Raw genomic sequence first — 14814 nt, forward strand, 5'->3', positions numbered from 1 at the left:
TTGAAAGCCACGCTGTTGTGTCCGCGGGCTCGTAAGAAGGACAGCCTCGCCATCATCGCGGCGCGGCGCCGCGGACAGGTTTTGGCCGCATGCTGCCGGCGCCCATTTCAATGATGGCCCCAGTCCATGTCCTCCTTCGGGTCTCCCGCGTCGTCGAAGCCGCGCCCGCCGAGACCCGCCTCTAGAAGGCCCTAAACCGTCGCCCTTGCAAAAGGTGAATTTCAATTCCGGCCCGGTGTCGAAAGATCACCGTTTCGGCGACCTAAAGGTCGTCCGCGCGGCTGCGCACCAACGCCAGAAGAAAATCCCGCACCGCGCGGATTCGGGGCAGGTGCGCCAGATTTTCGTGCACGGACAGCCAATAGCTGCGCTGCAGGGAGACGACCTCGGGCAGCACGCGGCGCAAGCGCGGATCCGGCTCGGCGGCGAAGCGATGCAACATGCCAAGCCCCAGTCCCGACGCCACAGCGGCGTGCTGGGCGGCGATCGAGTTCGAGCGAAACACGGTCCCGGCGCCCGCGGCGACCTGGTCGAGATAGCGCAGTTCGGGAACGTCGATCAGGTCGTCGATGTACCAGACCAAGGGGCGCTCGCTTAACTCGGCCAGCTGAGCGGGCGCGGAATGGATCGCCAGATAGTCCTTCGACGCATAGAGGCCCAAGGTGTAGTCGGCGAGCTTTTCAGAGATCACGCGGCCGCGCGTGGGTCGGCTCAGGCTGATCGCGATGTCGGCTTCGCGCCGCATCATATCCACGTTTCGGGTCTCTGGAACGAGCTCGAGCTGCAACTCGGGGAAGCGCGCGTGAAAGAGGCTCGCCGCCGGGGCCACGAGATTGGCGCCGAAGGCTTCGGGCGTCGACAGGCGCACCGTGCCCGACAGGGGCGGACCCGAGGCGCCCAACCGCGCGCTGACGGCCATCATCTCGGCCTCGACCCGTTCGGCGTGCTCGAGCAGCGCTTCGCCCGACGAGGTCAGGATCGAGCCCCGCGTCGTCCGCTCGATCAGCTTGACGCCGAGACTGGTCTCCAGCGCGCCGACGCGTCTGCCGACGGTGGTCGGATCCAGGCCCAGCCTGCGGCCCGCCGTGATCAGCCCGGCGGATCTCGCGACCGCCAGAAAGACTCGCAGGTCGTTCCAATTGAGTGCGTGCATTTTTGCAGAGGGATTTGCTGATTTATCGGGTGTCGCGGCAACTCTGCAGGGGCTATTTGAGCATGGCAACCCAGGAGCTTTCCATGCGCGCTATCTCCCACTTCGTCGGCGGCCGTGTCGTGGAGGGAACGTCCGGGCGCTTCGGCGATGTCTTCGACCCCAACACCGGCAAGGTTCAGGCTCGCGTGGCCCTGGCCTCGGCGGCGGGACTGGACGCCGCCGTCGCCAACGCCAAGGCCGCTCAGCCGGCCTGGGCGGCGACCAACCCGCAGCGCCGCGCGCGGGTAATGTTCGAATTCAAGCGCCTGCTCGAAGTGCACATGGATGAGTTGGCCGAGCTCTTGTCGTCCGAGCACGGCAAGGTCGTCGCCGACTCCAAGGGCGACATCCAACGCGGCCTGGAGGTGATCGAGTTCGCGTGCGGCATCCCGCACCTGCTGAAGGGCGAATACACCCAAGGCGCCGGTCCGGGGATCGACGTCTATTCGATGCGCCAGGCGCTGGGCGTGGTCTCGGGGATCACCCCGTTCAACTTCCCGGCCATGATCCCGATGTGGATGTTCGGCCCGGCCATCGCCTGCGGCAACGCCTTCATTCTGAAGCCTTCCGAGCGCGACCCCTCCGTGCCGGTGCGCCTGGCCGAGCTGATGATGGAGGCCGGCCTGCCGCCGGGGATCCTCAATGTCGTCCACGGCGACAAGGACTGCGTCGAAGCCATTCTCGATCACAAGGACATCAAGGCCGTCAGCTTCGTCGGCAGCTCGGACATCGCCCAGTCGGTGTTCCAGCGCGGCGGCGCGGCCGGCAAGCGCGTCCAAGCCATGGGCGGGGCCAAGAACCACGGGATCGTCCTGCCGGACGCGGACCTGGAGCAGGCCACGGCCGACATCATCGGCGCCGCCTATGGCTCGGCGGGCGAGCGCTGCATGGCCCTGCCCGTCGTCGTGCCGGTCGGGGAAAAGACCGCCGAGGCCCTGCGCGAGAAGCTCGTCGCCGCGATCGGGTCCCTGCGCGTCGGCGTCAGCACCGACCCCGACGCCCACTACGGCCCGGTGGTCAGCGCCGCCCACAAGGCTCGGATCGAAAGCTACATCCAGATGGGCGTCGACGAAGGCGCCGAACTGGTCGTCGACGGCCGCGGCTTCTCGCTGCAAGGCCACGAGGACGGCTTCTTCGTCGGCCCGACCCTGTTCGACCGCGTTCAGCCCACCAGCCGCTCGTACCACGAGGAGATCTTCGGCCCGGTGCTGCAGATGGTGCGCGCCGAAACGCTGGAAGAGGGCATCGGCCTCGCCTCGCGCCACCAGTACGGCAACGGCGTGGCGATCTTCACCCGCAACGGCGACGCCGCGCGCGAGTTCGCCGACCAGGTCGAGGTGGGCATGGTCGGGATCAATGTGCCGATCCCGGTGCCCGTCGCCTATCACAGCTTCGGCGGCTGGAAGCGCTCGGGCTTCGGCGACCTGAACCAGTACGGCATGGACGGCGTGAAATTCTACACGCGCACCAAGACCGTCACCCAGCGCTGGCCCAAGGGCGGGGCCGTGCTGGACCAGAGCTTCGTCATCCCGACGATGCGGTAACGGGGCGTCGTCCCCCCGCTGAACGAGCCCCGCGACCCGGGTCGCGGGGCTTCGTCGCCTTCCGGACGGGCGCGTCCGGTCGATATCGTCCGCGTCGAGGGCTAGGGTGGTGCGCGAAAGACACCGCGCCGTGGCCGCTTCTCAACTCCGCCAATTCGCGGGAATGGGTCATGCTGGGGCGTCAAGCGTTTCGGGGCCCAGCATGCGTTATCCGCCTAAGTCCGCCATCGCCGCTGTGGCGCTCGCGACCACCCTCTTGGCGGGGGGCTCGGCTTGGTCCGAGCAGGCCGATCTCGTCTTTCTCAATGGCAAGGTCATCACGGTCGACGACAAGGTCCCCACCGCCGCCGGCGTGGCGGTGATCGGCAACCGGATCGTCGCGGTGGGCGACGTCGAGGCGTGGCGCGGGCCCAAGACCAAGGTGGTCGACCTCAAGGGACGCGCCCTCCTGCCCGGGTTCATCGACGCCCATTCGCACGTGGCGGGCATGGCCAATGTCGAGGCGCACTACGTCAACATCCAGGCCCCGCCGCTGAAGGATGGAGCGGCCATCATCGCCACCCTGAAGGCCGCCGCCGAGAGGGCCGCGCCCGGCGCTTGGCTCACGGGGCAGGGAACCTACAACCAGGTGATGCCCACGCGCGAGGCGCTGGACGCCGCCTTTCCGGATCGCCCCGTGGACCTGCAGTGGAGCGTCCACGACCATCTGATCAATCACAAGGCCGCCCAGTTGATGGGCATGACCAAGAATTTTCCCGATCCGCCCAAGGGCTCGACCGGGCGCTACGAGCGCACCGCCGATGGCGAGGTGGCGATCATCCGCGACGCGCCCGCGCCGTGGCCCAAGGACAAGATCAAGGAGTTCACCTATCCCGAGATGAAGGAGGCGGTGCGCTACATCCTCGAAGACTTCTATCTCAAGCGCGGCGTCACGACGGTTTCGGACATGTCCGATCTGGCCGCCTACAAGGCCTATTCGGAACTCAAGGCCGAGGGGCGCCTGCCCACGCGCGTGCGCCTCAACTACCTGCTGCGGCCCGAATCGCGTGGTGGAGTCGGCGTCGCCACGGAGCCCGGCAAGTCGCCGGTGGACGGTCTGAGAACCCTGGGCATCAGGCCCAATGACGGCGACGACTGGCTGCGGAACGGCGCGATAAAATACATCCTCGATGGCGTGTGGGGGACGACGGCCGCGGTCTACAAGCCCGTCTGGAACGGCTCTGGCACGACCTTCGAGGAAGACAATCACGGTGGCGTCTCCTTTACCCAGGAGCAACTGAACACCGCTGTCGGCGAGGCCGCGCGCGACGGCTGGCAGGTCCAGATCCACGCCAACGGCGACCGCGCCGAGGACATGGTGCTGACCGCCTACGAACTGGCGCAAAAGACCTATCCGCGCCCCGATCCGCGCTATCGGATCGAGCATTTCGGTCACTTCCTGGTGCAGGATCCGGCCCGGACCGAGGAGCGGCTGCGGCGGATGAGCGCCGATCACGTCATCCCGTCGCCCCAGCCCGCCTTTCTGTGGCGACTGACTCCCACCAACACCAAGGAGCCCGACGTCAAGTTCTTCGCGATGAAGACCCTGATCGACCGCGGCTTCCATCCAGCGGGTGGCATCGACACCATCGGCACCCAGAACTTCGCCACCTATCCGATGTTCTCGATCGCCCGGGCCGTCAACCGCGACACCAAATACGGCGAGGTCGTCCAGCCGGAGGAAGCCATCTCGGTCATGGACGGCATCCGGATGTTCACCCTCTGGTCGGCGCGGGCCAATTTCATGGAGGACAGCCGAGGCTCGATCACGGTGGGCAAGCTGGCCGATCTGGTGGTGCTGGCCAAGGATCCCTTGACCATCCCCAAGAAGGATCTGGCCGACATCCCGCTCGATATGACGGTCATCGACGGCAAGATCGCCTACCAGCGTCCGGGGTCCTGATACGCGATCAGGCGCGCGCGCCGCCCAGCTCAACATCAGATCGGATGGGAAGAGGAATCACCTTGCCGCTTGTCCGCCCCCGTCTTGTCCAACCCCGTCTGGCCAAGCTCGCCCTCGTGGCCAGCTTCGCGCCCATGGTCGTCGCCTCGACGCCGACCGACGCCCGCGAGGGCGGTCACGACGGGACCTGGGTCCTTTCGCTGCCGAAATCGGGGCCCCACCGCCAGATCGGCGAAGTCCTCACGGTCCGCCACGAGGACGACTGGGAGATCTATTCGGCGGAAGTCACCTTCAACGGCGAAGTCTCGGGCGCGCGCTATCGCGCCAAGCCCGACGGCGCCCCCTACCCGCTTTACGACTTGAAGTCGGGCGCCCAGATCGGCACGGCGACCTTGAGCGTCAAAAGGCCGGGCGTAACGGAGGTCATCATGACGCGGACCCGCGAAGGGCGGCGGGTCAGGCTCGAACACTGGGAAACCCAGGGAGGCGCCAGCCTCATCAGCCTCCTGAAGAACGACGAGGGCGAGGTGACCTCCGTGCTGGTCTTCGATCGGCGATAAACACCGTTTCGCCGGCCAGCCTCATCGTGGCTGGCCATGGCGAGGCGCCCGCAAGGCGGCGACCGGCGCGTCCCCCCCTTCGCCGGCTTTCATCTGCTGCATCAGGTGAGACCGCCTTGCGGGCTTGGAGAAGGGCGGCGCTGGACAGCCGTTCAGGCCGCTCGGCTGACGGGGCCTTGCACCTGCGCCATGCTTTTCTGGAACCAGCGCCGGAACGCCAGGATCGCGGGCGAGCGCCAGCGATCGCGGCGCGCGCGCAGTTCGTAGGCGCCCAGGATGATCTCGGGGCCTGGGGGCGTGAGATTGACCAGGCGCCCGCTGCGGATTTCATCACCCGCCAAGAAGGCGTTCGTCAGCGCCACGCCATGGCCCAAACGGGCCGAGTTCAGCGTGAGGTTGGCGTGCCAGAGCTTGGGACCCGACACCGCGCTGACCTCCACATCCTGAGCGGCGAACCACCGGCGCCACTGGCTGGCGTCGTGCTCGTGCAACAACGGTAGCGGCAGAAGGTCGGCGGCGGACTCGATCGCGCCGATCGTTCTGGCGAACTCCGGGCTACACACGGCGATCACGGCCGGACGCGCCACGGTGATGGCGGCGACATCGGAAGCCACCGGATACTGATCGCGACGGCCATCGACGATGTAGCGAATGTCGATGTCGGCCTCGTAGCGCGTGAAGTCGGGCGCGCTCTCGGTCGGCTGCAGCTCGACGTCGAGATTGGTATGGGTCTGGCTGAATTCGGAAAGCCGGTGCGCGAGCCATTCCGATGCCAGGCCGGGCGCGCACCACAGGGTCAGGCGCGAGTCGTCGCCCCGTCTCGTCAGGCTGACGCTGGCGCTGGCGATTTCATTGAGCGCGGCCGATATGCGGCCGTGGAAGGCCGCCCCGTCCTGAGTCAGGGCGCCGCTGCCGCGATCACGATCGATCAGGGGGCAACCGGCCCACATCTCCAGGCGGCGGACGTGTCGGCTGACCGCGGCATGGTCGAGATTGAGCGCCGCCGCGGCGCGCCGGATCCCTCCGAGCGCGCCGACGGCCTCGAAGGCGCGCAGGGCGGCGAAGGGCGGCAGGAGCCGACGATTGGCGAACGAAAAGGGGTCGGATTTCCCTAGGTCGACGACCTCGGACATGGCGATAGCCTCCCTGCGCGGCGCTTCAATAGTTTGCGCCCCGAACGCGCCTGACCAGCGAGGATCGACGTATCTGGGGCTTTTTCGTCACCGCGCCCCATTCTTGGGCAAAGACTCCCTCGAGGCTCAAGGGTTTTGAGAGTTCGCGGAGATTTTTTGGCGGAATCGCCTTGCTCGCCATCCGAAATCACCGCTTCCACTTGGCTCCATCAAGCGCTCGGATCAGCATCGGTGATCAACAAGCACCATGTTGGGACCGACGGGCAACTCGTCATCCGGGGCTTCGCCACGCGACATTGGCGAGATGCGCGCGCAGGCGCGAGACGTGAGGAGCCTTGCCATGACCCCCCGATCCGTGCGGCGCCGACGCGCCCTTTGGCTGTCGTCGATGATGGCGGGCGGCGCCATGATCCTCGCGGGGGCGGCCTCCGCCGACCCTGGCGCGCCTCCGGGGCCGGACGCCCCCATGGCCAAGCGTCTCGGCTTCTGGTCGCCCAGCGAGCAGGAAGCCGGCTATCGCGCCATGGAGACCATCTTCCCGACCCATCCGATCAAGGCTGGCAAGACGGTGCGCGCCCTGCCGCCGGGCCAGCCGCTCTCGGTCAATTTCACCTATGACCATCGGCCTTACACAGAAGCCGACTTCATGAAGATCAATCGCGTTTCGGGCCTGCTCGTCCTCAAGGATGGCAAGGTGCTTCTCGAGCGCTACGGACTTGGCCGTAAGCCGACCGATCGCTGGACTTCGTTTTCGATCGCCAAGTCGGTGACCTCGACCTTGCTCGGCGCGGCGATCCGCGATGGCGCCATCAAGAGCCTCGATGACCGCGCCGACAGCTATGTCACGGAACTCAAGGGCGGCGCCTATGACGGCGTGACGCTACGTCAGCTGCTGACCATGACCTCGGGCGTGCACTGGAACGAGGACTACAACGACCCGGCGTCGGATTTTAACCTGCACGCCACCGAGCTGGGTCCCGAGGCCTTCAAGCGCTTTTCGGCCCTACCGCGCGACGCCGAGCCCGGAAAGAAGTTTCACTACTCGACCGGCGAATCCAACCTGATCGGGGCCGTTGTGATGCGCGCCACGGGCAAGGGGCTCGCGGAGTATCTGTCTGAAAAGGTCTGGCGCCCTTACGGCATGGAGACGGATGGCGTCTGGATGACCTCACAGGACGGCCTGGATCTGGGCGGCATCTGCTTTAGCGCGCGCCTGCGCGATTACGGTCGGCTCGGCCAGTTCATGCTCGAGGGCGCCCAGGCCGGCGGCAATCCCGTCCTGCCCGCCGGCTGGATCGACACGGCGACCCGCTCCCTGGAGAAGACGGACTACGGGACGGACTATGGCTTCCAATGGTGGATCGAGCCGTTCGGCGGCTATGCGGGTATCGGCATCATGGGCCAGGCGCTCTACATCGAGCCGTCGCGGAACGTGGTGATCGTCATCCAGAGCGCCTGGAGCAACGCCGGCACCCTCGAACAGTACCGGCTGCAGGTCGCCTTCATGAAGGCGACGTTGGCGGCGCTTGACGCTCGGACGCCCCACTAGAGTTTGTCTGGAACCATCCAGACTCTAGTGGGGCCTCTATCCAGTTATTTAGAGCCGCCAATGGACGCTGATCGAAGCCAACGGCGCGGGCCCGTCCAGCGGCTTATCCGCCGGCCACCTCGGACGGCGTCCTTCGCGGCTCCAAGGACGCCCGCCTGAAGCCCCACGGCGTTCGCCGTGGGGCCTTCTCCGTTCGCGGCGCGTCCACGGAAGAGCCCCGCGAGGCGCCGCCGGGCTATTTCTTCTTCAGCGAGACAAGATAAGCCACCAGGTCGGCGCGTTTCTGCGCGTCCGGCACGGTGATGACCATGCGGGTCCCCGGCACCATCTTGTTCGGACCGGTCAGGAACTGGTCGAGGGATTTGCTGTTCCAGGGCACGGCCGCCTTCTTCAAGGCCGGCGAATAGCCCGCGAAATCGCTCGAGCCCGACACGCGCTGGCCAACGCCGAACAGATTGGGGGCGACCGGGCTGCGCACGCCCGGGGCGCTGGCGTGGCACATGGCGCACTTCATGTCGAAGACGGCCTTGCCGGCGTCCGCCGAGCCCTCCGCCGCCGAGGCTTGTCCCGCCGCCGCCAGGGCCGCGAGGATCGAGGCTACAAAGATTTTCATCCAATCATCCTTCCACGCGACTTCGTGGTCCTAGAGTTGAGCTTCAAGCGGCAGGCGGCGCAGGCGCCTTCCCGTCGCGGCGGCGACCGCGTTGGCGAGGGCCGGGGCCGCCAAGATCGTCGGCAACTCGCCCAAGCCCCCGGGGGCGGCCTGGCTGTCGATCAGGGCCACGGCGATCGAAGGCGCCTCGTTCATCCGCATCACGGGGTAACTGTCGAAATTGCTCTGCTCGATCGCGCCCTCGGCGAAGGTTATCTCGCCGGTCAGGGCGGCCGACAGGCCGAAAAGGGCGCCGCCCTGCACCTGGGCTTCCACCCCGCGCGGGTTGATCGCCAGGCCGCAATCGACGGCGCACCCGACCTTGTCCACCTTGATCCGTCCTTGGCCGACGCTCACTTCCACGATCATCGCGCCATAGCTCTTGAACGCATGCTGAATGGCCAGACCCCGACCACGCCCCGCCGGCAGGGGCGTTGACCAGTTCATCAGCGCCAGAACCCGGTCAAGCACCCCGGCCAAGCGCGGGTCGTCGATCAGGCCGCGACGGAAGGCGGCGGGATCCTGACCGGCCTTGACCGCCAGTTCATCGATGAAGCTTTCCAGGACGAAGGTGCTGCGCAGCGCGCCCACGCCCCGCCACCAGCTCGTCGTCAGGCCCGGCGTCTCCACCCGGTTGAATTCGACTTGCCGTTCCCGGAGGCGATAGATCGGGTTCTGGGCGCACTCGACGGCGTCGGCGTCGACGCCCTTGAAGGCTTGCGGATAGAGCCGCGCGATGATCGAGGAGCCGGCGATACGATGACGCCAGGCGAGAGGCCGGCCATCGGCGTCCAGACGCGCCTCCAGACGGTCGACATAGGCGGGCCGGAAGCGGTCCCTTCGGATGTCGTCCTCGCGCGTCCAGATCATCTTTACGGGATGGTCGACCTGACGCGCCACCTCCACGCAGGCGAGGATGGCGTCCGGCTCGAGGCGCCGGCCAAAGGCGCCGCCCAAGGGCCGATTGTGGATCACCACCTTGTCGAGCGGCAGGCTCAAGGCGGTCGCGACCGCCTTCTGCGCAGCGCCCATCACCTGAGTTCCCGTCCAGATCTCGCAGAGATCGGCCCGCACCTGGGCCACGCAGTTCATGGGCTCCATCGGGGCGTGCGCCAGGAAGGGCTGATGGTAGACAGCCTCGTAGAGACCGCCCCCCGCCAGGGCCGCCTCGACGCCGCTGGTCTGGGCCGCCGTCGCGCCCGGGGTCCGCGTCGCGGCCTCCAGCGCGGCGAAGACGGCCTTGGTGTCGATCGGATGCTCCGGCTCGGTCCAGGTGATCTTCAGCGCCTCGCGGCCCTTGAGCGCCGCGAAGGTGTTCCGGGCGATCACGACGACGCTGTCGTCCAGCCGCAGCACCTTGCTGACGCCGGCGACCTTCAGCGCCTCCCGCTCGTCGACGCGCTCGACCTTGCCGCCGAACTTCGGCGAGTAGGCGGCCAGAGCGATCCGCACGCCGGGCGGGGCGGCGTCGATTCCGTAGCGAACGCTGCCATCGACCCGGGCGCGACCGTCCAAACGCGTCGTCGGCTTGCCGATGATCCGGAACTGGTCGGGAGTCTTGAGCGCCGGCGACGGCGGCGGCGGGCGCTGGGCGGCGCCTTCGGCCAGATCGCCGTAGGTGAGGCCGCGACCGCTGGCCGGGTGGCGCACCAGTCCATCCCGCGTCTCGCAGGTGTCGGGCGCGACGCCCCAGCGCGCGGCGGCTTCGGCGACCAGCATCTCGCGCGCGGCCGCGCCGACCTTGCGCAAGGCCTCGTAACTGGAAGCGACCGACGTCGAGCCGCCGGTCGCCTGAGCGCCGTAGCGCGCGATATCGCTGGGCGCCTGCTCGATCGACACCCGCGAAAGCGGGACGTCGAGTTCCTCGGCCAGGATCATCGTCAGGCTGGTGCTGACGCCCTGGCCCATCTCCGCGCGCGCTAGCGTCAGGCCGACCGACCCGTCGGGCTTGATGCGCACGAAAGCATTCAAGACCGCCTGGGCTTGCGCCTTGGTCGGCGTGGCCGCCGCGACATAGAGGCCGCCGCCCACCGCCAGACCCGACATCAACAGCGATCGGCGGGTGAGGGCGCTCGGCCTGGTCACGACTTGCCCCGCAGCGCGTTCGCGGCGCGATGAATGGCTTTGCGGATGCGGGGATAGGCGCCGCAGCGGCAGATGTTGCCGCTCATCGCCTGGTCGATATCCTCGTCGCTGGGCGCGGGGGTCGCGGCCAGGAGGCTCGCGGCCGACATCAGCTGGCCCGACTGGCAGTAGCCGCATTGCGCGACATCCTCGGCCAGCCACGCCTCCTGCAGGATCCGGCCGAGGCGGGTGTCGCCAAGGCCCTCGATCGTGGTGACCTTGCTCGCGCCGATCGCGTTCAAGGGCGTGATGCATGCGCGGAGAGGCGCGCCATCGACGTGAATGGTGCAGGCCCCGCAGAGCCCCGCGCCGCAGCCGAACCGGGCGCCCGGCAGATCAAGCTCATCGCGCAGCACCCAGAGCATGGGCGTCTCGGGTTCGGCGTCGACACGGCGGACCTTGCCGTTGATGCTGATATGGAAAATCGACATCGCGGCTCCGGCCTATCGGCCTTGCTCTTGGCAGGCCGCCAACGCCCGGCCGAGGACGCTCGAGCGCATCGACGCCAGGTCTGTCGCCTTCAGGGGCCTTTGACGCAGGGCCGCGACCTCCTGGGGGGAGTAGGGCCTCGCCCCCTTGGGAACACTGGAGCCGCCCAGGCTGAAGACCATGTAGTTCATCGCCTGGGCCAGGGTGTGATCGTCCATGGCCGCGAAGGCCACGTTGGGCAGGCGCACCAGATAGGCGCGGCCCTCGTCGGTGCATACGAACCGCCCCACCTGATCGCGCAGCACCGGGATCTCGCTCTTGGCCGAGGTCCCGGTGATCCCGTGGCAGCCGCCGCAGGACTCCAGATAGCGCGAGGCGCCCAGGGGGATCGGCGACGGCGTCGATCCGCTGGCGGCGTCGGCGGCGCCGGACGCCCCGGCCAAGGCCAGCGCGCCGAAGACGACGCCGATCGCGGACGCGCGCCACATCTCAGGACGCCAAGCCGATCAGCGCGGCCGTCGAGCAATGATAGGCCATGGAGGTGTCCCCGAAACACCAGATGATGTCGTTGTTGGACTGCGGCCGATAGATGGGCAGCTCGCGGTCGGTCGCGGTGCAGTGACAGGTTTCCTTGGTCGGCGCGCAGATCGAGCGGCCGCAGCAGTCGCGGTACGAAATCAAATAGGCGCGGCCGTCATCGGGGTTGAGGCAGGTGCCGATCCAGGCCGTCGGCGAAGGCTGGCTGCCGGGCGGGCAGGTGTGCGGGCCGCCGCCGCAGCAGCCGCAGATCACCCCGTCGATCGCGCAGTGGCGCCAGTAGTCGCAGGACAGAGGGTCCTTGCTCTGGGCGTTGCGCTCGAAGTCCGTCAGCGGACGGGTCTGGGCCGACACTCGCGAGACGGGCAGCAGCGGAAACGCCGCGGCGCCGACGAGCGTGGCGCCCAGCCTGTTGAGGATACTCCGGCGGGAGCTGTTACGCGCGATCGCGCGGGTCATCTTCTCGCTGAGAGTGGGCTTCTGATCAGCCATTGTCGGCGCTTTCTTGTTGCGAGGTCCGGCGTGAAACCAGGTAATCCTGCACGGACTTGAACCCGGTCTCCTGGACGTTGGTCAGGCTTTCGAGATGTTCGCGGGTGTTGACCAGACCCTGGGCCACGATCGTGCCCCGGTCGTCGATCAGGACGGCGTACGGAAGCTTGCCGACCCGGTAGGTCTGGCCCACCTCGGTGCTGATCGCGAACTGTCTGGTGTCGATCTTGAAGCGGTCGGCCATCTGGCGGTGCTGGGCCTCGTCGCCGTCGCCCAGGACCAGGAGATCCATCTTCTCGGCGTTGGCGAAGCGCAGGACCGTCGGCAGCAGCTGCTTGCAGATCGGGCAGGTCGGCGAAACGAAGAACAGGAGCTGCGAGCGTAGCGTCTCGCGAGCGCCGCCGATCTTGGCGGACGGCCCCGCCAGGGTCTCGACCGTCAACTTCGGCGCGGCTTCCCCCGGTTGCGGGCCCTGGCTGATCGCCAGGGCGCCGACCGGCGCGATACGCTCATGCAGCACGCCGATCTGCCGGGCGAGCGCCGCGACGGCCACGCTGAGCACGATAACGGCCGTCCATAGCAAGGCTTGGGAGACGATGAGCATTAGCCGAACCTCTTGACTAATTTTCTGACGCCGCCGCGCAGCGACCAGAGACTTTCAAAGACCTGGCCCAGCGCGAAGAACGCCAGGCCGGCGCCGACGCCGTCCACGAGGTCCAAGGCGCTTGTAACCGGCGCGCGCGGAAGCAGAAGGCAGTTCATCAAGGTGGCATAGGCCAGGTTGCGAACGACGTGCGCCCAGCTCAGCTGTTGGCGCAGAGTCGACTGAAAGCAACCGCAATCGATGTCGTCGCGCCCCCTCACGAGGTTGATCGCGATGGCCAGGGCGAACAAGCCCAGCAAGGCCATCGCCCCCAGCGCGCCCGCCGTCAGCCCAAGGCCCGTCAGAAGCGACAGGGCCACCAGCGCCTCGGCGCCGATCAGGCCATAGGCGAGAACCGGCGTGGCGAAGGGAGGCGTCAGGCGATAGTTCTCGAACACCCCCTGGAACGCGACGTGATGACGAATCTTGCCGAACGCCGCCGCGCCGAACAGCAGGCCGCCGAAGGTCCGGGTACAGATCGCCAGAGCCGGCGGGATCTGATCGATCATGTTCAAAGCCCCGGAACCATGCCGATGATGCCGCCGATCTTGCGCCTGCCCGTGACCTCGCCGGTCTTGGCGTTATAGACCGCCAGGCTCATCGGCGCGGAGTCGTAGGCGTAGAGCAGCGGCTGATCGTCCTGCGTGACGGCGATGCCCTTGGCCGGGGCCGCCAGCGAGATGCGCTTGATCAGGCTGTGCTTGTCGACATCCAGGACCCAGACCTCGGTTCCCTCGACCTTGTGCGTCCAGTAATTGCCCGCGTGCATGAGCACATAGAGCTGGCGATTCTTGCGGTGGAAGGCCATGACCTGACCGCCGCCCGGCCGCCAGGCCAGTTCCTGAACGCCCGCGCCGGCCGCGGGAAAACCGGCGGCGACATTGATCGACCAAGGTTTGTCGACGACCGGCGCCGCGCCCGCCAGCTTGGCCGGATAGATCTTGCCGGTGAACGAGAGAAAGAAGGCCTCGCCCGTCGCGCGGTCGACGAAGCTGTTTTCGAACACCGGATCATTGTCGGCGTCGAAGAACGGCTTGCTGAACTTCGGCGCGGCCTCGGCGGCCGGACCCACGGTCGCCACGCCCACCGTGCCGTCGCCGCAGAGCGAGGCGAAGCTGCGAGCGCCAAACGGAAAAGCCAACGAACAGCCCGGCATGTCGACCGAGCCGATCACCTTGCCCGCGGCCAGATCCACGACGTGCACCTGAGAGGCGGGCGCCATGGCGTAGGCATAGGCCAGGGCGCCGTCCTCGCTGGTGGCGACCTGATTTGTCTTCGGCACCACCAGCAGGCGGCTGGGAAGCGGAATCTCCTTCTCCAAAGCCAGGGTGCGGCCGTCATAGACCGTCAGCAGATCCTGGCGGTCGCCGCGGTCGCCGCGGCTCCAGTAGGTTTCGGAGAAATAGATCTTGCCGCCGTCTCGCGACAGGGTGGCGCCGGCGTTGCGCGCCGCCGGCGCCAGGCCCTTCTCCGACAGCAGCGGATCGTCGCCTTCAATCACATGGGCGCCGGCGTAATAGTAGGGGTCGAAGAGGAAGAGACGGTGGGGGCCGGCGGTGGCCAGGACGGCGGTGTCGGCCTCCTCTTCGGGCAGCACGGGCGGGAGCGGGGCCGCCGCCGCCTCGGCGGGCTTGGCCGGCGTCTTCGGCGCCTTGGCGTCCGCCGCCCAGCCGGGGGCGGCGCTCAAGGCCAGAGCCGCCACGCAGGCGCTCGCGCCGTACGCAAATCCGAGACGCTTGAAAAGTCCGCTGCTCAAATACTTCATTCCTCACCTGCCGTCGCAATGGGCCAGCATTCCATGTCCGCCACCCGCTCGGCGGACGCGCCGACCAGGAACATCCCCTAGGGCGAGGCGTCCGGCCCCAGCGCGCTGATCAAGGTGACCATAGCCGCGTCAGCGCCGCCAAACGACGGTGTAGACACTCCCCTACCCCGGCACCGTAAAAGCTAAATGGTGGTGGACTAGGTGTCGTTTCCAAGAAGGTTGTTTACACGCTGCCAGGGGGTGAGGCCGCCG

14 protein-coding genes are annotated in these 14814 nt (G+C 67.5%); 4 read left to right on the forward strand and 10 right to left on the reverse strand.

Translation table 11 applies throughout. The annotated features are described in order from the left end of the window. Positions 1–262 precede the first annotated feature (262 nt). Positions 263–1153, reverse strand: coding sequence for a LysR family transcriptional regulator (locus Q0V34_RS17220; RefSeq protein ID WP_297514379.1), 891 nt, complete (start codon positions 1151–1153; stop codon positions 263–265). 83 nt (positions 1154–1236) lie between these two features. Here Q0V34_RS17220 and Q0V34_RS17225 point away from each other — a divergent pair, with 83 nt between their 5' ends. The 3 genes from Q0V34_RS17225 to Q0V34_RS17235 all read left to right on the forward strand — a co-directional run bounded on the left by Q0V34_RS17225 (position 1237) and on the right by Q0V34_RS17235 (position 5238). After that, positions 1237–2736 (forward strand): CoA-acylating methylmalonate-semialdehyde dehydrogenase, encoded by a 1500-nt coding sequence (locus tag Q0V34_RS17225; RefSeq protein ID WP_297514382.1) that lies wholly within the window; start codon positions 1237–1239, stop codon positions 2734–2736. Positions 2737–2938: 202 nt separating this feature from the next. Next, complete coding sequence (locus Q0V34_RS17230; RefSeq protein WP_297514385.1) at positions 2939–4678, forward strand: amidohydrolase; 1740 nt, start codon at positions 2939–2941, stop codon at positions 4676–4678. Between the two features lie 62 nt (positions 4679–4740). Continuing rightward, the gene (locus Q0V34_RS17235; protein WP_297514388.1) at positions 4741–5238 is read left to right on the forward strand and encodes a hypothetical protein; all 498 of its coding nucleotides are present in this window, start codon (positions 4741–4743) and stop codon (positions 5236–5238) included. A gap of 152 nt (positions 5239–5390) precedes the next feature. Here Q0V34_RS17235 and Q0V34_RS17240 read toward each other — a convergent pair whose 3' ends face one another. After that, positions 5391–6371, reverse strand: a complete 981-nt coding sequence (locus Q0V34_RS17240) for a LysR substrate-binding domain-containing protein (RefSeq protein ID WP_297514391.1) — start codon at positions 6369–6371, stop codon at positions 5391–5393. A 340-nt stretch (positions 6372–6711) separates the two neighbouring features. Here Q0V34_RS17240 and Q0V34_RS17245 point away from each other — a divergent pair, with 340 nt between their 5' ends. Then, positions 6712–7920, forward strand: a complete 1209-nt coding sequence (locus Q0V34_RS17245; RefSeq protein WP_297514394.1) for a serine hydrolase — start codon at positions 6712–6714, stop codon at positions 7918–7920. A gap of 235 nt (positions 7921–8155) precedes the next feature. Here Q0V34_RS17245 and Q0V34_RS17250 read toward each other — a convergent pair whose 3' ends face one another. From Q0V34_RS17250 to Q0V34_RS17285, 8 genes are read right to left on the reverse strand one after another with little or no spacing between them, the layout of a single operon-like run. After that, positions 8156–8533: a c-type cytochrome gene (locus tag Q0V34_RS17250; RefSeq protein WP_297514397.1), complete on the reverse strand. Its 378-nt coding sequence runs from the start codon at positions 8531–8533 to the stop codon at positions 8156–8158. Positions 8534–8563: 30 nt separating this feature from the next. Next, a complete protein-coding gene (locus tag Q0V34_RS17255) occupies positions 8564–10657 on the reverse strand; it encodes a molybdopterin cofactor-binding domain-containing protein (protein WP_297514399.1) in 2094 nt (697 codons plus the stop codon). Continuing rightward, positions 10654–11127, reverse strand: coding sequence for a (2Fe-2S)-binding protein (locus Q0V34_RS17260; RefSeq protein WP_297514402.1), 474 nt, complete (start codon positions 11125–11127; stop codon positions 10654–10656). The genes Q0V34_RS17255 and Q0V34_RS17260 overlap by 4 nt, the downstream gene beginning before the upstream one ends. Before the next feature lie 12 nt (positions 11128–11139). Further along, a complete protein-coding gene (locus Q0V34_RS17265; protein WP_297514405.1) occupies positions 11140–11613 on the reverse strand; it encodes a hypothetical protein in 474 nt (157 codons plus the stop codon). Position 11614: 1 nt separating this feature from the next. Continuing rightward, on the reverse strand, positions 11615–12154 hold the full coding sequence (locus Q0V34_RS17270) for a methylamine dehydrogenase light chain (RefSeq protein ID WP_297514408.1): 540 nt from the start codon (positions 12152–12154) through the stop codon (positions 11615–11617). After that, positions 12147–12758, reverse strand: coding sequence for a methylamine dehydrogenase accessory protein MauD (gene mauD, locus Q0V34_RS17275; protein ID WP_297514410.1), 612 nt, complete (start codon positions 12756–12758; stop codon positions 12147–12149). The genes Q0V34_RS17270 and mauD overlap by 8 nt, the downstream gene beginning before the upstream one ends. Next, the gene (locus Q0V34_RS17280; protein WP_297514413.1) at positions 12758–13306 is read right to left on the reverse strand and encodes a MauE/DoxX family redox-associated membrane protein; all 549 of its coding nucleotides are present in this window, start codon (positions 13304–13306) and stop codon (positions 12758–12760) included. Before Q0V34_RS17280 ends, mauD begins: the two co-directional genes overlap by 1 nt. 2 nt (positions 13307–13308) lie before the next feature. After that, positions 13309–14553, reverse strand: a complete 1245-nt coding sequence (locus tag Q0V34_RS17285; protein ID WP_297514415.1) for an amine dehydrogenase large subunit — start codon at positions 14551–14553, stop codon at positions 13309–13311. Positions 14554–14814 lie beyond the last annotated feature (261 nt).

Source organism: uncultured Caulobacter sp., assembly GCF_947036865.1.
In the GTDB taxonomy this organism is placed as follows: domain Bacteria; phylum Pseudomonadota; class Alphaproteobacteria; order Caulobacterales; family Caulobacteraceae; genus Caulobacter.